General features: G+C 43.1%; 18 protein-coding genes. 12 read left to right on the top strand and 6 right to left on the bottom strand.

Features of this window, described 5'->3' with window-relative positions:
- Positions 1–134: 134 nt before the first annotated feature.
- From ACTXGL_RS12330 to ACTXGL_RS12300, 7 genes are all read left to right on the top strand, one after another.
- Positions 135–482 (top strand): hypothetical protein, encoded by a 348-nt coding sequence (locus ACTXGL_RS12330; RefSeq protein WP_443527042.1) that lies wholly within the window; start codon positions 135–137, stop codon positions 480–482.
- Positions 483–852: 370 nt separating this feature from the next.
- The gene (locus ACTXGL_RS12325; RefSeq protein WP_443527041.1) at positions 853–1914 is read left to right on the top strand and encodes a TRAP transporter substrate-binding protein; all 1062 of its coding nucleotides are present in this window, start codon (positions 853–855) and stop codon (positions 1912–1914) included.
- A 17-nt stretch (positions 1915–1931) separates the two neighbouring features.
- Positions 1932–2459 carry a TRAP transporter small permease gene (locus ACTXGL_RS12320; protein ID WP_443527040.1) on the top strand — a complete coding sequence of 176 codons (528 nt, stop codon included), beginning with the start codon at positions 1932–1934 and terminating at the stop codon, positions 2457–2459.
- Entirely contained in the window at positions 2456–3745 is a 1290-nt protein-coding gene (locus ACTXGL_RS12315; RefSeq protein ID WP_443527039.1) for a TRAP transporter large permease, read from the top strand. The genes ACTXGL_RS12320 and ACTXGL_RS12315 overlap by 4 nt, the downstream gene beginning before the upstream one ends.
- A 144-nt stretch (positions 3746–3889) precedes the next feature.
- On the top strand, positions 3890–4108 hold the full coding sequence (locus tag ACTXGL_RS12310; RefSeq protein ID WP_057761866.1) for a dodecin family protein: 219 nt from the start codon (positions 3890–3892) through the stop codon (positions 4106–4108).
- A gap of 162 nt (positions 4109–4270) precedes the next feature.
- Positions 4271–5317 carry a 5'-nucleotidase gene (locus ACTXGL_RS12305; protein WP_443527038.1) on the top strand — a complete coding sequence of 349 codons (1047 nt, stop codon included), beginning with the start codon at positions 4271–4273 and terminating at the stop codon, positions 5315–5317.
- A 41-nt stretch (positions 5318–5358) separates the two neighbouring features.
- The gene (locus ACTXGL_RS12300) at positions 5359–5961 is read left to right on the top strand and encodes a rhomboid family intramembrane serine protease (protein WP_443527037.1); all 603 of its coding nucleotides are present in this window, start codon (positions 5359–5361) and stop codon (positions 5959–5961) included.
- Between the two features lie 60 nt (positions 5962–6021).
- Here ACTXGL_RS12300 and ACTXGL_RS12295 read toward each other — a convergent pair whose 3' ends face one another.
- The 3 genes from ACTXGL_RS12295 to ACTXGL_RS12285 form a co-directional block, all read right to left on the bottom strand.
- Entirely contained in the window at positions 6022–6570 is a 549-nt protein-coding gene (locus tag ACTXGL_RS12295) for a hypothetical protein (protein ID WP_443527036.1), read from the bottom strand.
- A 161-nt stretch (positions 6571–6731) separates the two neighbouring features.
- Positions 6732–8600, bottom strand: a complete 1869-nt coding sequence (locus tag ACTXGL_RS12290) for a sodium:solute symporter family protein (RefSeq protein ID WP_319051065.1) — start codon at positions 8598–8600, stop codon at positions 6732–6734.
- A gap of 3 nt (positions 8601–8603) precedes the next feature.
- A complete protein-coding gene (locus ACTXGL_RS12285; RefSeq protein WP_319051064.1) occupies positions 8604–8864 on the bottom strand; it encodes a DUF4212 domain-containing protein in 261 nt (86 codons plus the stop codon).
- 738 nt (positions 8865–9602) lie between these two features.
- Between ACTXGL_RS12285 and ACTXGL_RS12280 the strand changes: the two genes are divergently transcribed.
- On the top strand, positions 9603–11099 hold the full coding sequence (locus tag ACTXGL_RS12280) for an alanine/glycine:cation symporter family protein (RefSeq protein WP_443527035.1): 1497 nt from the start codon (positions 9603–9605) through the stop codon (positions 11097–11099).
- Positions 11100–11236: 137 nt separating this feature from the next.
- Here ACTXGL_RS12280 and ACTXGL_RS12275 read toward each other — a convergent pair whose 3' ends face one another.
- Positions 11237–12874 carry an electron transfer flavoprotein-ubiquinone oxidoreductase gene (locus tag ACTXGL_RS12275; RefSeq protein WP_319051073.1) on the bottom strand — a complete coding sequence of 546 codons (1638 nt, stop codon included), beginning with the start codon at positions 12872–12874 and terminating at the stop codon, positions 11237–11239.
- Positions 12875–13409: 535 nt separating this feature from the next.
- On the opposite strand from ACTXGL_RS12275, the gene ACTXGL_RS12270 reads away from it, so the two are divergent.
- The 4 genes from ACTXGL_RS12270 to ACTXGL_RS12255 all read left to right on the top strand — a co-directional run bounded on the left by ACTXGL_RS12270 (position 13410) and on the right by ACTXGL_RS12255 (position 17215).
- Positions 13410–14198 (top strand): DUF1285 domain-containing protein, encoded by a 789-nt coding sequence (locus ACTXGL_RS12270; protein WP_443527034.1) that lies wholly within the window; start codon positions 13410–13412, stop codon positions 14196–14198.
- Positions 14199–14632: 434 nt separating this feature from the next.
- Positions 14633–15511: a glutamate racemase gene (murI, locus tag ACTXGL_RS12265; RefSeq protein WP_443527045.1), complete on the top strand. Its 879-nt coding sequence runs from the start codon at positions 14633–14635 to the stop codon at positions 15509–15511.
- A 164-nt stretch (positions 15512–15675) separates the two neighbouring features.
- Positions 15676–16680: a DUF4062 domain-containing protein gene (locus tag ACTXGL_RS12260; protein ID WP_443527033.1), complete on the top strand. Its 1005-nt coding sequence runs from the start codon at positions 15676–15678 to the stop codon at positions 16678–16680.
- Positions 16681–16915: 235 nt separating this feature from the next.
- Positions 16916–17215 carry a hypothetical protein gene (locus ACTXGL_RS12255; protein ID WP_319051061.1) on the top strand — a complete coding sequence of 100 codons (300 nt, stop codon included), beginning with the start codon at positions 16916–16918 and terminating at the stop codon, positions 17213–17215.
- A gap of 147 nt (positions 17216–17362) precedes the next feature.
- Here ACTXGL_RS12255 and ACTXGL_RS12250 read toward each other — a convergent pair whose 3' ends face one another.
- Positions 17363–18820, bottom strand: coding sequence for a lytic murein transglycosylase (locus ACTXGL_RS12250; protein ID WP_443527032.1), 1458 nt, complete (start codon positions 18818–18820; stop codon positions 17363–17365).
- A 216-nt stretch (positions 18821–19036) separates the two neighbouring features.
- Positions 19037–19750: a DUF1499 domain-containing protein gene (locus ACTXGL_RS12245; RefSeq protein WP_443527031.1), complete on the bottom strand. Its 714-nt coding sequence runs from the start codon at positions 19748–19750 to the stop codon at positions 19037–19039.
- Between the last annotated feature and the right edge of the window lie 23 nt (positions 19751–19773).

The raw sequence follows: 19773 nt of genomic DNA, 5'->3' as shown, positions 1-19773 counted from the left end.
GAGAGTAGGTCATCGTCAGCTCTCTATTCTGAAATATCCCCCGACTAGTTATCTAGGCGGGGGATTTTCTTTGTCTAGCGAAAATATATTATACTATTATCTACTATCACTATCGTATCTTGGAGCAATGTATTATGGGCACCGCTATTTATTATACAGCTGAGCGCGCGACGCTTTTGACTGAAAAAGAGCAGGAAGATGTCATTTCTATTGTCGATAAGTACAATGAAAGCTTCAAGTATATAGAAGAGGCAGAATCTTTTGACCTTTATGCATATGATGATAGTGAGTCAGATGTGATACTCGCAGGAGCGACTAAAGTACCCTCTAGTATTGATATCGAAGTCCTAATGTATAGCATAAACCATTGGCTACACTGCTTAACTGAAATTCGTCTCGTAGTAACTGATGCAGAGTGGCATGTGCATGTGGACGATACTGATGCGGTGTGGGTAGACGACAGATGGCATATGGAAAAGTAGATTTACATTGCCTACATTTGTAATTTACTTTAGCCATTTTTAGTTTATTCCTAGCTGACAGAAAATCCCTCAACTTGACGCCGAGTTGAGGGTTTTTTTTATTTTCATTCGACTCATCTACTCGATATTAATTCGGCTGTATCAGTTATAAATAAGTGCCTAGTAGTGCCCCAAAGCTTCAATTCATTATTTAGCATATTATCAAAATGATTTGACTTATATCATTATAGCTGTTAATTTTAGACTATACTTTTCTTACAGGGATGTAAAAGATATATAAAAGCTTGTAAGTAGTTTAATTTAGTTTGAGTCGGATTATTTACTCGTGATGTTCTACTCCCATTCTTATAATTATCAAAAGGAATTGATAATGAAGTTAGCTCCTCTCTTTTCAATTGGCGCTTTGGCCGCTATTAGTCTTTTCGGCTGCTCCAATCAATCTGCTGATACCTCTGATGGTTCATCAGCGACTTCTCAAGAAACTACTGTTTTGCGCTTTTCGCATTTTTGGCCAGCCACTTCATCTATTAGCAAAGAAGTTTTTGAACCGTGGGCTAAGCAAATAGAGACAGATTCTGATGGTCGCCTAAAGGTAGAGTTGTATCCGTCGGCTGGTCTTGCCAAAGCAGATGTAACCTATGAGTCCGCTGCTAAAGGTACGATCGATATCGGCTCACAAGCGCACGGTTATACCAATGGTCGTTTTCCTTTAACTCAGATCACCGAGCTACCAGGACTATCTAACTCAGCCACTCAAATGGGCTGTATGCTTCAAACCCTTTATGATGATGGTACTCTTGCTAGTGAGTATGAAGACTCACATCTATTGTTTATGTATGGTGCGGGACCTGGTTCGCTTCATACCACAGATAAGCTGATTCGCACGCCTGAGGATATGAAAGGTATGCGTATTCGTCGTCCTTCTGCAGTCGCTGGTGATATTATTGAAAGTGCTGGTGCGTCCCCTGTAGGTCTACCTGCAAATGATATGTACACCTCTCTACAGCGTGGTGTCGTTGATGGTTTGAGTTTCCCTTGGGAAGCGGTGACAGCTTTTAAAATTGATGAAATTACTAAATATCATACCAACATTCCTTTTTATAGTTCAGCCCTCATGGTCACTATGAACAAAGATAAGTATGACAATTTACCTGATGACTTAAAGCAAGTCCTAGACAAAAACTCAGGCATGGCCCTAGCCAGTAAAGTTGGTGAAGTCTTTGATAAGCATGATCAGATGGCAATGCAAGCGGCCAAAGATAAGGGTGATGAAATTGTGGATATTCCTGATCCGTTAAATGATCCAAACTGGAAAGGACCGCTCGAAAAAGGCACACAGAAATACTTAAACGATGTTAATGCTTTAGGTCTAGATGCAGATGGCGTCTACGAAAAAGCCAAAGCCGCTAGTGCCGCCTGTAAAGTGGTATAACCCATTGGAGGTGTCACATGGCATTTTTAGTCAAGCTCAGCGTCCTAATCTCTAGATTGTGTCAGTTTATAGGCGGGGTGAGTCTTATCATCATCGTACTGACCACCATGCTAGACGTTACTGCACGCTACATCTTCAAGCTTAGCGGCGGTGAGCTTGGCTTCACCGTCAAGGGCTCCGTCGAGATTGTTTCTTACTTCATGCTATTTGCATTGCTTGCCGCCTTTGCCGCTTTCGTCGAGCGCTCGCAAATTATCGTTGATGTTTTTACCCAAAAGATGCCGCAGTCTATCAAAGGCTACCTTATGGGCATCTTCATGATGGGTTTTTTTGTCATCGGCGTCGTCTTCGCATGGGGGCTCTATGAGAGTGCCATTGACGCTGTCGAGTATGGTAAGGTCACCCAAGATCTTCGACTATCTATGATGCCTATTTATATGATTAGCGCGTTCTTAAGCTTACTACTTGCCATTCGCTCATTGATCGAATCCATTAACATCTTTAAGACAGGCGAATTCTTTGACGCCGAGGAGACAGGCGCATGAGTCCAGAGATTATCGGAGCCATTGGCCTAGTTGTCATGATCCTGCTTGTTATCCTACGCGTACCCGTTGCTCTTGCCATGTTAGGTGTGGGTTTGGTAGGTTTCGGTGCGGTTACCGCGCCAAGTGGGGCCCTACAAATGCTCAAAGATATCCCTGTTGATGTCTTAGCAAAGTATGACTTTAGTGCCATTCCCTTGTTTATTCTCATGGGCGTGTTTGCCACACACTCTGGTATGGCAGGTAAGCTTTTTGAAGCCACTAGAACCATATTTGGTGGAGTGAGAGGTAGTCTGGGTATTGCAGGTATAGGATCGTCTGGTATCTTTGCCTCTATCTCAGGCTCATCACTTGCCACTGCGTCTACTATGACTAAAGTGGCGCTACCGCAAATGGAGAAGTATGGTTATCAGCCGGGATTTGCCTGCGGTATCTTAGCCGCTGGTGGTACTTTAGGTATCATGATTCCACCGAGTATTGCGTTACTCGTCTATGCCATCTTAACCCAGCAGTCGGTTGGCGATATGTTTATCGCAGGTTTTTTACCGGGTATGCTGGGCATGGTAATGTACTCTATCACCGTGATGATCATGGTACGCTGGAAACCGCACTTAGCCCAGCGTGGTGAGAAAACCACGTGGAAAGCCAAGCTACTGTCGCTAACGGGTCTAATACCATTTAGCTTTATCTTTATTGTGATTATTGCCGGTATCTTCTTTGGATTATTTACGCCAACAGAAGGGGCGGCAGTAGGAGCATTTGTCTCTTGGGCTTATGCTTTTGCCAAAGGCATGCGTTTAGACGGTCTCAAGCAGTCATTGATTGAGACGTTAGCACTCTCTGCCGTAGTGTTCTTTATGCTATTAGGTGCAGAGGCATTGGGTTATTTTATCTCAGTGTCGCGTTTATCATATTCGTTAGCATCTTGGATTGGTGGGTTGGCTGTTAGTCCAATGATTGTGCTGATCTGTATCCTGTTCATGTACTTCCTATTAGGACTGTTCATGGATGCGCTAGCAATGCTAGTAATCACCATTCCCGTTGTGTACCCAATTATATTAGCATTAGGGTTTGATCCAGTCTGGTTTGGCATTATTGCAGTATTGACGGTAGAGCTTGGTTTGATCACGCCGCCGATGGGGATGAATATCTTTGTGATCAAGGCGATGGCACCGCACATTAAGTTGTCCGATATGTTCCGCGGGGTGGCTCCATTCATTGTCTCTGACGTGATTCGATTGGTAATCTTGGTGGCATTCCCTGCAATATCGCTGGTGTTGTTGGGGTAAGTCATACATAAAGTAACATAGATACACTGTTGTATACGGGGTATAACGCTAGAATGATTAAGAGACAGAAAGCCAAATGTATATTTTTATCGTTATTCTGTCTTATAAAAATTATTCTAAAATCATATGGATGCGAAAAATATTATGACTATTGCTAAAAATATCGAGATCAGCAGTACTTCTGAAACCAGCTTTGAAGATGCTATTCAACAAGGTATCGCAAGAATCTCTAAGACAGTCAAGAATGTTGAAGGTGCTTGGATAAAAGAGCAAAAAGTAGGCGTTACTGATGGAAAAATCAGCAAATATCATGTCATTATGATTGTAAGCTTTGTCATCGATGATGGTACTGATATCAGCTAAACGTTGATAAAGATAAAAAAGACTGCGATTGCAGTCTTTTTTTTGCACAAAAAAATGGTCATTAGTAGAACTACGATATACACGAGTAGCTACACGGCATACTTTTATATATAGTAAAATAAATCCTCTAATTCTCAATACTTATCATAGAAGCACATATTTATGGCTGTCGATTTTAGTAATACGCTCATTGTCGCAATCTCTGCAACGGCGCTTTTTGATTTAACAGAGTCGGAAAACTACTTATTAGCGTTATTCGAAGAGCGGCCTGAGAGCGCTATAAAAGAGTTTCGAGATTATATGACAGCACGTGAAAACGATACGCTAAATAGTGGTGCAGGCTATCCATTGATCAAAGCGTTGCTAAACTTGAATAAGTATTGTGAAAATAAGCAGGATTTAGAAACGGAAACGCCTTTAGTAGAAGTCGTTATCGTCTCAAAAAGTAGCCCAGATACAGGCATTCAAGTGCTGAATGCAATTTTAGAACGCGGTATCAATATCTCACGCTCGGCGTTTATTTCAGGCAGTCCTGTAGCGCCCTATATAAAAGACTTTAATGTTGATCTGTTTTTGACCACCAACCGTGACGATGCTCAGCAAGTGGCTGATGCCAATATCTGTGCTTGTGCCATACTAGACGCAACGCCTGTCAACACTTATGAATTGGATACTCAGCAGCTACGTATTGCTTTTGATGGGGACGCGGTACTGTTTGATGACTCGGGTGAGCTGCTGTACAAGCAAAAAGGATTGCGAGCCTTTCATGATCGTGAGGTGCAACTGCGTGATCTACCAATCGAAAAAGGCCCTTACGCTGAGTTGTTGATTAAACTATCAAATTTACAAGAGCGTCTACCAGCGGGTCTGAAATATTCTCCAATCAAAATTGCTCTAGTGACAGCTCGTAATGCACCAGCTGACTTACGTGCCATAAAAACCTTGAGAGAGTGGGGCGTCAATGTGGATATGGCGTTTTTTTTGGGAGGGCTTGAGAAGACAGCGGTGCTCAGAACGTTTGCACCGCATATTTTCTTTGATGACTCAATCAAGCATATTGATGCAGCACGTCGTTTCATACCTACGGCACTCGTTCCCTATCATTCAACATCGTTGCTGCATGGGGACAGTTACTTAACCTCCAGTAAGGATGCATCACCGCTGTCGTTCAAGCCTGCTGTACGCCCGTTATTTGCTATAAATCAATAAAGCACATATAGATGCGCAGAATATAAAACATAGGATGGGATATGGATTGGCAGCAGTTGCTCAGCTTGATCGTGACACGAATAAAACAAGTTATCGGCTTATATGCTTTTGTACTCATACCGATGTGGGGAATGTTTTTTCTAAATGAAGTGGTGTTATTTGGTCTGTGGAATATCTTTGGTATTGTACCGCGTACGTTGGATGTAGGCAGTATGATTGGGGTATTTGCGTCATGGACCATGCATGGCAACCTGTCACATTTGACCGGCAATACCGTGACATTATTGCAAATTTTATTTTTATTTGGGTTATTTGAGAAGAATGCTTATCGGACGATTATCAAGCTGATCATTGCTTCGGGGCTGGTCACTTGGGTGATTGGATCACCGTCTTCTATCCATGTCGGCGCATCAGGATTGTGTTTTGCCATGTTCGGTTACATGATAGGCGGCGCTGTGTTTGCTAGGCGCTGGGGTTACCTGATTGCTTGTATTGTGATGGGTGCTGGCTATTGGCTAACCATCAAGCAAGGATTGATGCCGCAGCAAGGCATCTCGTTTGCTGCACACTTCGGTGGTTTATGCGCTGGATTACTATTGGGAGCTAACTCCAAACATACGTATTCAGCAACTGATCGGCGCTAATAAAAGCAACTTACTATCAGCGTTTAATGGATCAGTATCGTCGTACTCAGCGTTATGGAGTCAGACGCTTGCATCAGTACAAACCCTAATAAATAAAAGGTCATTTGTGGTCAGTTCTCGCCATGCGGTAGTTTGTTTGACGTGTTCATCAATCGAAAGGTTACTGTTTTTCTGCGGTATCACATAGTCTGCCCGAGCAGGGGTGTCACAGTCGATCACTTGTAGGATCTTTTGCACACTTCTGCGCCTCTCAAACAGATACAAATTAACCAAATGCATATTTGGGTCATCTACTTGCACGCTAGCATTGCCAGTATCTGCCGCGATAAAACGTAATACTTGCGGCTTAATATAAGACCAGGGGCGAAACCACTCTGTACTTTCAGCAGTTTTGACAACATTGACCCCTTTGGGCAGTTGACTGACTTGCTGGTCATACCAGTTATACTCTTGATGTATTTGAAACCCAAAAATACCAATTGCAGCAAACAAGGGCACCAGCCATTTTGGCGCGCGTTTACCTGACAGTTTACTGAGATGCGCTATGATCAATGCCACCCCAGCCATACCGAATGCGGCAGTTATGGTAGCGATAAACTCAAAAAGCATAAGTATTCCTTAATGCACTAGATACTGGTCGTCAGGTGTGTTCAACAGTATACGCACAGTCTAAAAGTTATTCTAATAAGTAACAGACAAAAAATCACTCACCGGCAGTGACTGCTAGTGAGTGAGACAGAGTAACAGAATGCATGTCATCATTCGTCAAATTAATGATCGACTGCACCGCCAGCACCACGTGGTGAACGAACACTCTCGACCAAATCTTGAATGTGTAGCGGTGGTGCTTTGGTCGCATAAGAGACAATGAATGCGACGATGAAGTTAAGCAATGCGCCAACCGCACCAAATGATAATGGTGAGATACCAAATAGCCAGTACTCTGCAGTATCAGGGAAGTTGGCAGTACCGCTAATAAAGAACCAGCCTTTGAACACAAAGATATAAACCAAGATACTAATCAAACCTGTCAACATACCAGCGATAGCGCCAATATTGTTAATACGTTTTGAGAAGATACCCATCATCAAGGCAGGGAAAAGGGACGCACCAGCGATACCAAATGCGAGTGCGACAACCTGTGCTGCAAACCCTGGCGGATTCATTCCTAGATAGGTAGCGATGACAATCGCGACACCCATAGTGATACGCGCAACTCGTAGCTCTCCCTTATCAGTAATGTTTGGATTCAGGTTTCGTTTGATCAAGTCATGACTGATTGCTGATGAGATAGCAAGTAAGAGACCAGCAGCAGTGGATAGTGCAGCAGCAAGACCACCTGCGGCAATGAGACCGACTACCCAAGGTGGTAGCTGTGCAATTTCTGGATTGGCCAATACCAAGATATCAGCATTAACATCCAGCTCGTTACCAGCCCAGCCTGCATCGGCAAAGCGGCCATCAACTTCTGTATCGTGGGCGAGACGTGCGGTTTCGACAGCAGTCGTCGCAGCAGCTATATCGCCACCTTCGGTTTGGGCGTTGGTCAGTGCAATCTCTGCTGCACCAAGTCCACTATCATTGTACATCTGAATACGACCATCATTATTAAGGTCAGTATATTTGATTAGACCAGTATCTTCCCATGTTCTCATCCAGTCAGGACGTTGATCATAGTTGATAGCAGGCTCTGCAACCCCTTGTGGGTAGATAGTATCAACAAGGTTTAGACGTGCCATCGCACCAACGGCAGGTGCCGTAAAGTACAATAGTGAGATAAATACCAATGTCCAACCAGCTGTCCAGCGAGCATCGGCAACTTTAGGAACGGTAAAAAATCGAATAATAACGTGTGGTAGACCCGCTGTACCAATCATGAGTGATAACGTAAATAGCACCATGTTTAGCTTATTAGGTACGTCAGCGGTATATGCTGTGAAGCCCAAATCAGTGACTACTTGATCAAGCTTGGTCAAGATAGGAACACCAGATTCAATATGGTTTGAAAACAAGCCCAAACCTGGAATCGGATTGCCCGTTAATTCAAGTGAGATAAAGACAGCAGGAATCGTATAAGCAATGATCAGAACCACATACTGCGCAACCTGCGTATAGGTGATCCCTTTCATGCCTCCAAGAACCGCGTAAAAGAAAACAACGACGGCCGCGATAATAAGACCTGTGTCGTTATCGACTTCTAAGAAACGTGAAAATGCAACACCAGCACCTGTCATCTGACCGATAACATACGTGGTAGAGGCGATAATCAAACAAACAACAGCAATCATGGCAGCTGTTTTTGAATAAAAACGATCGCCAATGAAGTCAGGCACGGTAAATTTGCCAAACTTACGCAAATAGGGCGCAAGTAACATGGCTAATAGTACATAACCACCTGTCCAACCCATTAGATAGGTTGAGGCGCCATAACCACCAGCAGCAAGCAAACCTGCCATAGAAATAAAGGAAGCGGCACTCATCCAGTCAGCTGCGGTTGCCATACCGTTCACAACAGGGTGGACACCGCCGCCTGCTACATAAAACTCACTGGTAGATCCTGCACGAGCCCAAATCGCAATACCGAAGTATAGAGCGAATGATAGACCCACAAAAATAATATTAATGACATACTGGCTCATAGTCTATTCCTCGTCTACGCCATATTGTTTATCTAACTTATTCATACGCCAGGCGTAGAAGAAAATTAAAATAATAAACACCACGATGGATCCCTGCTGGGCGAACCAAAAGCCCAAGTCAGTACCACCAACCTTGATGCCAGCTAAGAGAGGACGTAGCAAGATGGCAAAGCCGTAAGAACATAGCGCCCAGATAACTAGGCTACCTGCAATGAGACGGATATTGGCTCGCCAATATCCAGATGGATCATTATGACCTTTCATAGGACAACTCCTTTTGTCTTCTAAAATAACCACTATATAAAAACGCCTTGAGCCATTCTTATGATAAATACCGTCATAAAAATAGACTGAGACCACTTTATATAGTACCAATGACGATGCACCGCCACATATGTATTTATCGGCAATTATTTAGCAAAATAAATACAGTTTCGGGCACGACATTGAACCCTTGAATACAACTATCAAATATAGGATTTATCGAGGAAGACAGAAGGGTAGGACTATCCGATGTCTTTTTCTTAATCTCGTCTTCCTGACAAGAGTTCTAACAATTTTAACGCTCTAAGTGCAAATGCAAACTGCAAATTATAAAATAGCACCAACGAATGTAGGGTTATCTTAGCACGATTAAATAAATATGATTATAAACAACAAATCATATCTAACGTCATTTTTGCCAAAAATTAGTTTGGAAAAGGTAGCGATAAGTAAGTGCATGACTGAAAGTGTACGACAAATATCCAGTATATGCATTTAATTTATTACTCAATATATTCTATATAAGATGATTTACAAAGATTATTTATTTCAAAAATAAAAATAAGGAACCAATAACCAAACGTGATGGTCGCACGCGACTGAATATCTATATCATGCACAGGACATTTTGGTATCGGACAATATGACAGAGTTGTTTAGTTAAGATTTTGATCAATCAAAATACGGTATCAACGCAAAATTAAAATGAATTATATAAAGTGTGAATAAGGAGTCCGCATGAATGAAGGGGTAATCGGTTGGTTTAATAGCATCGTCAATTATGGTGTTGGCATTATTTGGGGTAATAACGATTGGTTGATCGCGAGTAACCCTTGGTATGGGCTACTAATGTTCTTACTGATAGGTGCGGGTCTTTACTTCACCGTTGCTACACGATTTATCCAGTTTCGGCACTTTGGTCATATGTGGAAGTTGCTGCGTGTATCTAACCAAGGACGCAAAGATGGCGGTATCAGCTCATTTGAAGCATTGATGACGTCACTGGCAGCGCGCGTGGGTACTGGTAACTTGGCAGGGGTGGCAATTGCCATCTATTTGGGTGGACCAGGTGCTGTATTCTGGATGTGGATGACGGCGCTTGTCGGTATGTCGACAAGCTTTATCGAATCAACCTTAGCACAGGCGTACAAAGTACCGCACAATGATAATGTGTACCGCGGTGGCCCTGCTTACTATATCGAAAAAGGTCTGGGCAAGCGCTGGCTTGCGGTATTTTTCTCGTTGTGTTTGTTAGTGGCGTTTGGTTTGGCATTCAATGGCGTACAGTCCAATACCATTGCCCAAGCTACCAATGAAGCGTTTGGTATCCCGACGTGGATGACAGGATTGATATTGGTAGTATTGGTAGCGCCAGTGGTATTCGGTGGGTTACGTTCAGTGGCTCGTATCGCAGGCAAGATCGTACCCGTTATGGCGATCTTGTATATTTTGCTAGCACTATTCATTATCGTCACTAACTTTAGCCAATTCCCAGCAGCAATCGTATTGATTGTAAAATCAGCATTTGGTTTTGAACAAGCGGCAGGCGGTGTGATCGGTTATGGTATTGCACAGGCCATGATTAACGGTATCAAACGTGGTCTGTTCTCTAACGAAGCAGGGATGGGCTCAGCACCGAATGCTGCGGCAACGGCAAAGAGTCATCCTGATCACCCAGCAGTACAAGGGTTTATGCAGATGCTGGGCGTGTTTATGGATACGCTTATTATTTGTACCGCAACAGCATCAATCATCATACTATCTGGCGTGGTTGATCCCAATGTCGAGCAAGAAGGTATACAGCTGACTCAGTTAGCGCTATCGCAATATGTGGGTGACCTGGGTGTGATATTCGTCGCTATTGCTATTTTCTTCTTCTCATTTACCTCTATCATTGCCAATTATAGCTATGGTGAATCAAATCTTGAGTTTATCTCTGGCGAGAAGAATGCCAAAGTGATGATTATGATTTTTCGCTTTTTAGTGCTTGGTATGGTGTTTGTTGGTGCTGTTGCCAGTCTACCTGCTATATGGAACTTTGCTGACTTGTCTATGGGTCTGATGGCACTAGTCAACTTGGTGGCTATTTTAATGCTATCTCCTGTGGCGCTGAGAATCTTGCGTGACTATGAGCGTCAGGTGAAAGAAGGTAAGACAGGCGATCAGATTAAATTTAACCCTGATAACTTTGTAAAACTCAAAAATGAAGCCAACCGTGATGCATGGACAGATTAAGTAGCATTGATCAACGAAAGTGGTTTGTTCCAGGCATTAAAAAACCGCCTTTCTCCTACGAAGAGAAGGGCGGTTTTTATTGGAGTGCAGTTTTAATGATCTTAACTGCACCAGCGTGAACCAGAATTTATTCTGATTTACATGTTTGGATAGTTTGGACCACCGCCACCTTCTGGTGTTACCCAAGTGATGTTCTGTGAAGGATCTTTGATATCACAGGTCTTACAATGTACACAGTTCTGCGCATTGATGACAAACTTAGCACCTTCAGCATCTTTGACCACTTCATACACACCCGCTGGGCAGTATAGACGTGCAGGCTCAGCATACAATGGTAAGTTGATCGAAACAGGCACCGTTGGATCAGTCAATTTTAGATGCGTTGGCTGATCTTCTGCATGGTTAGTATTAGAGATAAACACCGACGACAACTTATCAAATACCAGTTTACCATCAGGCTTGAGGTAAGTAGGCTGATAAGCGTGGTTAGCACGCTCTAACTGATCATAGTCCGGAGTGTTATCATGTATGGTTAATGGCATCTTACCTTTTAGCAAATTGTGCTCGATAAAGATAAAAGCACCGCCCATGAACTGCCCCATACGATGCATCGCTGGTGAGAAGTTACGTGACTCATAGTTGTCTTGATATAACCAAGACTCTTTGTACATGGTGCTATAAGCAACCACTTCATCATGTTGACGATCTGCTTGTAGCGCCTCAAAGATCGCTTCGGCTGCGAGCATACCTGACTTCATCGAAGTATGAGTACCTTTGATTTTTGCTGGATTTAAGAAACCTGCATCATCACCCACCAATACGCCGCCTGGGAAAGTAAATTTCGGCAGTGAGTTAAGACCACCTTTGGTCAATGCACGTGCGCCATAAGAGATACGCTTGCCGCCTTCTAAGACATTCTTGATAACAGGATGTGTTTTCAAACGCTGCATTTCATCAAAGGGAGACATGTATGGGTTGTGATAAGACAAATCAGCCACAAGACCAAAACTTACTTGATTGTTTTCATCAAAGTATAACCACCAGCCACCAGTTGAGCCAGTCTCAGTCAATGGCCAGCCAAGACCATGCATGACAACGCCTTGCTCGTGCTTCTCAGGATCGACGTCCCACAGCTCTTTTAGACCAATACCATAGTGCTGAGCATCAGAATCTTTGTCTAGATCAAAACGGCTGATCAAACGCTTACCTAAGTGACCACGGCTACCTTCAGCAAAGATAGTGTATTTGGCAAGCAGCTCGTAACCTGGCTCAAAGCTAGGCTTGGCTTCACCATTGGCGGCCACACCCATATCGCCCGTCAGTACACCTCGTACCGAGCCATCGTCGTTGTACAAAATATCATCGGCAGGGAAGCCTGGGAACATCATGACTTCAAGCTCTTCTGCTTGTACCGCTAACCAGCGAACCACATTACCCAATGATACGATGTAGTTGCCATCATTGTGCATAGGCCCTGGAATCAACGAGTGAGGCACTTTGGTTGAGCGTGTGGCAGAGTTCAGATAATAAAAACGATCTTCTGTCGCTGGCACATTAAGCGGCGCGCCTTTTTCTTTCCAGTCTGGAATCAGCTCATTGAGCGCACGTGGCTCGATAACGGCGCCAGATAACGTATGAGCACCAAACTCTGAGCCTTTTTCGACCACACACACCATAAACTCATCGTTACCTGCTTCAATAGCGAGCTGGCGTAAACGAATAGCAGCAGACAGACCTGCAGGTCCACCACCAACGATGATAACGTCGAATTCCATTGATTCGCGCTCAATTTCAGGTTCCGCTGCCACAGGCTCTACAACTGGAGCTGCTGTCTCTGTTGCTACTGGTGCATCAGCATTCACAGTGTTGTCATCAACAACTGGCGCTTGATTGTCTTGCTCTTGCATACCTACTCCTAAACTTTAGTGGCTTATCTCAGGGCATCATTAGCTTAACAACTGAATAATAGACTTGCGGCGCTAACGTCACTCAGACATATGGCTGCCCGATAAAACTGTCTTTGCGGTATCAGTTAATACGTCGGTGTAGTGAATAATTTATTCAAGGATATCAACACATAACGTAAATTATGTCATTAACATAATAACCGCTTGACCATCTCAATAAAAAATCGTTACTCATTATAAAAGAAAAGTCCTACAAACACGATACGCATTTATGAGTATAGGTGTTAAGGTTATATTGAATAAACGAGTGTGCTTGAACAATATCGTTTCATCATACCCGAAACAAAAATTTATAGTAATAATAGATTTGCCAAACTTTGAATACTAAATAAAGGATTGAGCGATGAGCAATGATAATAACAAGACTAATGAAGATGTAAATCACAGTGCTGAAGCCCCAACTGACAAGGCCTCTAGCATGAATAATGTAGATGCATTAAGTCAATATCTCAAGTCTGCTGCTGGGGCGCGTGAAGGGCGTGCGATACCACCACTCGACAAATGGCATCCTGAAGATATTGCCGATATGGATCTGGTCATAAAAGCAAACGGTGAGTGGTGGCATGAAGGTGGACAAATGACCCGTGAGTCATTGGTCAGTTTGTTTGCGACTATTTTGTGGAAAGAAGAAAATAACGGCGTTACTGAGTATTTTCTGAAGACGCCAGTACAAAAAATACGGATTCAAGTCGAGGATGCCCCGCTTCTAATTAACGATGTTGGTATTGTCCATGAAGACGATGTGAGTTGGCTGGAGTTTACGACGACAACTGGTGATGTAGTGCGTTTGGATGATGAGCATCAAATCACACTACAGACGTATAATCCTAAAAATAATGATAAAGTGGTGCCTGCATATCACTCATCAGACGTTAAGCACAATGACCTTGAGAATGAAAATCTGGGAAGTGAAAGCCTCAAGAGTGAAAATACGGATCACAGTAAAAACGTCACGACCGATGAGCCAGTACGCCCTTATATGTTGGTTAGAAATGGCTTGACCGCGCTTATTGGACGCAATACCTTTTACCATCTGGCAGAGATTGGCGAATTGACAGAGTGCAATGGTGAGACCATATTGACTTTACAGAGTGGTGGACAGGCTTACTCATTATCTATGCCAGCTAATTGAGCTATTAAGCTGCAATAATGTAATAGATAGCAATCAATAGAGAGACGTCTATTGATTGCTATCTGATGGCGAATGTTATAGGTTTATAGCTTTTACAAATTATAGTGGTCTGATAATGGCTTGCTACGGTGAGATTCGCCGTACAATTAGGCTGTCTTTGGATCATGACCAAACACTGGAATCACACAAAGTGTAAGATATTTAATTGAGTGATGAGAACATTAATAACATGAAGATAATCACATGCATACAAAAGTAGCGGTAGAGTAGACATGGATACTACCGCAAATAACATCATGACAGTGGAGCCTGTGCAAGCAAATTCTCTAGCGCGCGTAAACACTTTAGACGGTAATTCTGTTAAAGACGCTAGGATTAATAAAGCTGTTATCAGTAAAAACAATATTGTCAAAAACAGTAACGGTAAAAACAGTATGACTGCCAATCGTAAAGTGCGTCATGCGCCAATAGGATTGTTTGATTCTGGCGTTGGTGGTTTATCTGTTTATCTGCATTTAGCTCAACAACTACCCGCTGAACATTATATATATTACGCTGATACCCTCAATGTCCCCTATGGCAACCGCGATAGCGAGGATATTGAGACGTTGACATTGAATGCGGTGGAATGGCTGTATCAGCAAGGTTGCAAGTTGATCGTTATTGCCTGTAATAGCGCGTCAGCTTACGCTTTAGACAGAGCAAGACGTTGCTACCCAGAGCTGCCTATTGTCGGCTTAGTACCTGCACTAAAGCCTGCTGTATTGGCCAGCAAGAGTGGACATGTTGCAGTGCTGGCTACCAAAGCCACTTTGAATGGCACGTTGCTCAACGATGTCATTAGCAATGTTGCAGACCCTAATGGCACATTGGTTACCAAATATTTTGATCCACAATTAGTGCCTTGGGTAGAGTCTGGTATGCCAGTGCAAGACGAAACCGCGCAGCGATTGCGTCAACGGATACAAGCGTTTGCTGATGATGGCGTGGATCAGCTGGTGTTAGGTTGTACACATTACCCATTTTTCAAAGCGTTTTTGCTTGATGAGATTGCACGACAGCAGCTATCGATACAAGTGGTTGACTCTGGGCAAGCGATTGCTGAGCGAGTCAAGCAGTTATTGGTAGCAAATCAGATGTCTGCAAGCTTAGATAGTGAAACAAAGGATTATCATTCAGAAGTGAGTAGTAAAACAAAAGTTGATATTAGCTATCCATTAACTTTTCATGCTACCAAATATAGTGATAGACTAGGCGCTTTAGTTGTGCGTTTACTTGGTAGAGAGACTGTGCTGCAATACCACACTGAGTAAGTGCTGATAGTACTATTTAAGCTAATCCTTACTCATTTTGTTGATTTATTTGAAACAAGCTGAGTGCAGTTTTGTTAGAATATGCTAGGCTGTGCAGAACAAGATATTTGTGCTCTATTTCATATTACACCTATTTATGCCATCACCTAAGCTCAGAGGTAATTGTGCCAAACCGCCGCTATCACCATATTCATGTTATATGCGCTGACAACGATCAATCGTTAGTCTTGGATAGCTTAGCGATATTTTTTCAAGCACGTGCATTTTTGACTTATGATGTGTCTAGCAAGCTCCCCAAAGCCTCTTTATATGGTCGTCAATGCATAGATTCCTGTGATTATGCGTTGATGATTATTGGAGACAGCTACGGAACTGTGCAGAAGAATGGTGTCAGTCAGATGCATCTGAGTTATCTAAATGCCAAAGCCAAGCTCAAACCATTATTAATCTTGGCAAAGAAACACCATCATGAACTGGATGTTAGCCGGCAACTACAAGAGCTCATCAAAACGGTATCTAAGCAAGACAATCAAATATATTATTATGAATCAGAAGATGATATCGAGCCGCTACTCGTCCAAGCCTACTACAACACATTGGCGAGTAATAGAGTAGAGGGTGGTTGGATAAGAGCCACTGAAGAGATGATCAAATTTAGCAATCAGACTGTTGCTGAAAGATTTGCTGATATTTTGGCAATTAATAAGAATACAAAAAAACAAGCCCCTGTAGAGGATAACTTTGCGGATGACAATGTCAGCCAGCCCATTGTATTGACAGAGACTTTCACTGTGAAATACACCGCTCAAGCCTATGAAGGTGGTAATCTAAAAGACGTGACTCGCGAAATTACTTTATCTTGGCAAGAGATATTGGTTGCTCTAATAAAAATACCTTCTACGTTTTCTAGCTACGGTCTACAAAACGCTATCAACCGTCTAATCGCACCAAAAGCTGAGATAGACATCAAGAATGATATGCCAAATGTTCACGCTGTCTCACGTTGCCAAATCGCTCAAGATGACTTAAACAATTTACAGCGTCAACTGGTAAGCGCAAATTGGATACAGCTGACGACCTATGGTACGCGGTTATCACAAGAGCTTTGGAAGCTCACTTTTTATGCAAAAAATTTACTAGTAAGTAACTCCTCCCAAACACACGAGTAAAGCCTAATCTTGGCATACACTAACCTTGTGACATTCAATAAAACATCCGAAAAAACACCACTTCTGTCTATGGCTACGTTTTGTAATACAAAGCATACGCGTCACTGGTTGTGAATCGACTCAGGACTCGTGATAATAAGAAGCATCAGATAACGATCTTATCTTTATTATAACTTGTAGCAATTAAAAATACATAAAATGCAAAACAACATTGATCTATTAAGGAGAACACATAATGAGTAACGATAAAAATGACAAGCTGTTAAGCGAGATTGATGGTCTAGAAAAAAGCATGCATGACGCAGATCAGTTTCACACGTTAGAAGAGCAAGTGGCAGACATGAAGCGTCGCGGTATTGATCCAAGCGAAGCCTACAAAGATTTGGATAGAAAAGCAGAAGACGAAGACTGGGGCGATGCCACTTGGAAAGAAAATGGTAAGTGGGAACCGAAAACTGCTGCTGATCTAGATGACAATGCTCGTGAAAATTGGGATGGTGATAACGGTAAGCCAAACCCACCACCTATTGTTTAGATCTGTAATGACTGACTTGGTTGATAAAAACATACTGTGATAGACCCACGATAACAGACACAAATTGATACATAAGAAGTGAAAAAAGCCACGCTATGATTAGCGTGGCTTTTTTAGTGCTCTAAGATAAAGCGGTTCAATACGTTATTATAACCCTTCATCAATACGAACCAGCTTAATCGTACCATCGGCACTAGTGGTGCGGCGATAGCGTGCATTGCTAGAGGGTGATGGACTGATCGATGGTTGAGACGAATAGCTATTAGGCGTTGTTTGTTGCTGAATCAGTTGCCCCATACGATCGGCTGGTGCAGGGTTTAATGGTCGACTGTTTATTGGTTGCCCGTACTGAGTTTGGCTTGGTGCTGAACTGCCAACGATAGCGCGATAGAATTTTTGGCCTGCGCGTCCGTCAGCTGGAAAAATACCACGGCTAGATTGATATTGTTGAATAGCGGTACGGGTATTGTCGCCGATGATGCCATCAACGCCACCAATATCATAACCAGTATTGAGCAATGCTTGTTGGATATCTTTTGCCTGCTGGCGACTGATACCAGGATCGTCTGTTGGCCAAGCGGTCATGAAGTCTGTTTTGCTACTATCTTCACGAGTGACCAAGTCTGATAAGTGCGCGATAGCTAGGGCGTAGTTTTCTGAGGCGTTATAAGAGTAAAACGTATCGAAGTTTTTGCCGACCAAAAACGCAGGGCCATCGATACCAGCAGGTAGCAATAAGCCAGCACTATTGAGGTCATAAGGTAGCGGGCTACCGTTGGCGAGGGTCAGCCCTTGATTGCGCCAGTGGCTGATAGATTTTTTATCTTTACGATTTGAGGCTGCCCAAAATCCATCAGGCAACTTGACTTCGTAACCCCAAGGCTCGCCCGTGCGATAGCCACGATTATCCAAGAAGTTTGCGGTAGAAGCGAGTGCATCAGGAACACTATTGACCAAATCTCGGCGCCCGTCACCATCGAAATCTACTGCCAATTCCAAAAAGGTGCTGGGCATAAACTGCGTCTGTCCAAAAGCACCTGCCCATGATCCTGTCATATCACCAGGTGCAATGTCGCCGTTTTGCACAATCTTTAGGGCATTAGCATACTCACCTTGGAAGTAGCTTTGACGACGATCAAAGCAAGACAATGTCGCCAAAGACTCGAACAATGGCTTTTTACCTAATGTCTGACCAAAATTAGACTCTACGCCCCACACACCCAGTACGTGTTCGGCTTTGACACCGTAGCGTGCCTCAATTTGTCGAAGCGTTGAGCCCCACTGACGCTTGGCTCGGATGCCATCTTCGACACGCTCTTTATCTACTAGCGATGACAGATAGTCCCAGACATCTTTTTGAAACTCTGGTTGGTAGTTAAGCGACTGAATAACGCTTGGATCAGGCTGGCTTGGGCGATAATTGTTAAAGGTATAGCTATTCACGCCACTAAATTTACTTGAATTTTTTAGACCATCCAAACACTGCTGAAACTCGCTATTAGATAAATCTGGTGCTGGTGGCTGAGCGGCTTGAGCAGTGCTTGCGAGACTAATGCCAACTGCAACACTAAGCAGTGACATGGTAGAGAAAGGAGTGAAACGCATGAAAATATCCTATAAACGTCAAAGTGGTTACCAAAAGGTAAAACGCGATATTAACGTAGAGTAACCAATCTAAACAGTAAAGAAAAGCTGCCGAAGTACCAAGATTATGAATGGTTACGATAAATTGACGATGGCGTGAGGTTGGGAGAGGGTTTAACTTTAACAGAACGCCAAGAGTCAAATAACATCTAATGGTTTTTGGTAGATATAATTTAACTACTCAGCCAATACACTATCTAATTCATTGATAAATGTACCAATTCGCGCCGCGTTTTTGCCCAAATCGCTACCACCAACCCGCGACTTGCTGCGTATATCTACTAGGCGCGCGCTATCGTTATCAGTCACACGGACGACAACGTCGTCTTTGAAGCCAAACCAAGCAGTCGTATCCGTCGCTTCGACAATACCGCTATCTACATCAATATTGACCAGCTCCCAGCCTAAGTTCTCAACAGCTTGTTTGGTTGCCTCAATCAATTCAGGTTGTGATTGATTATAGTGTAATGTTTTTAGGTCAGGATACGCTTTGCGCTGTTGCTCTGCAGTCTCAGCACCAGCGTAAGCAGCTGGATTAGGCGCGTCAGCACGTAGTGGGGCAATGGCCACAAATGTAGGCGGATTTGCTAAATCGGTAGAGATATCATGAATAGGCGGTACCTTTTTGGCCGTACTCATCATACTTACTGGAATAGCGATGGCAGTGATAGCCAATACTGCTGATATCAATGCGCTGCCAACGCTCGCTGTGTTTCGTTTAAATAAAAGCTGTATAACCAACAATACTAAAGCTGCAATACCCGCAAATACGCCAAACTTAAACCCTGCAAAGGCAGTCGCTAACTCAATCATGCCAAACTTATAGAGTGGGCCTGCGAGCGCGACCAGTAAGACAGCGATTAAACTTATCAGACCAACCAATATTTTCATTCCGCTTTTTCCTTGTGATTTAG

The sequence above is a fragment of the Psychrobacter sp. T6-6 genome, from assembly GCF_052258185.1.
Taxonomy (GTDB): domain Bacteria; phylum Pseudomonadota; class Gammaproteobacteria; order Pseudomonadales; family Moraxellaceae; genus Psychrobacter.
The sequence above is the reverse complement of the archived record's forward strand: the minus strand, read 5'-3'. Positions and strand labels throughout refer to the sequence as shown.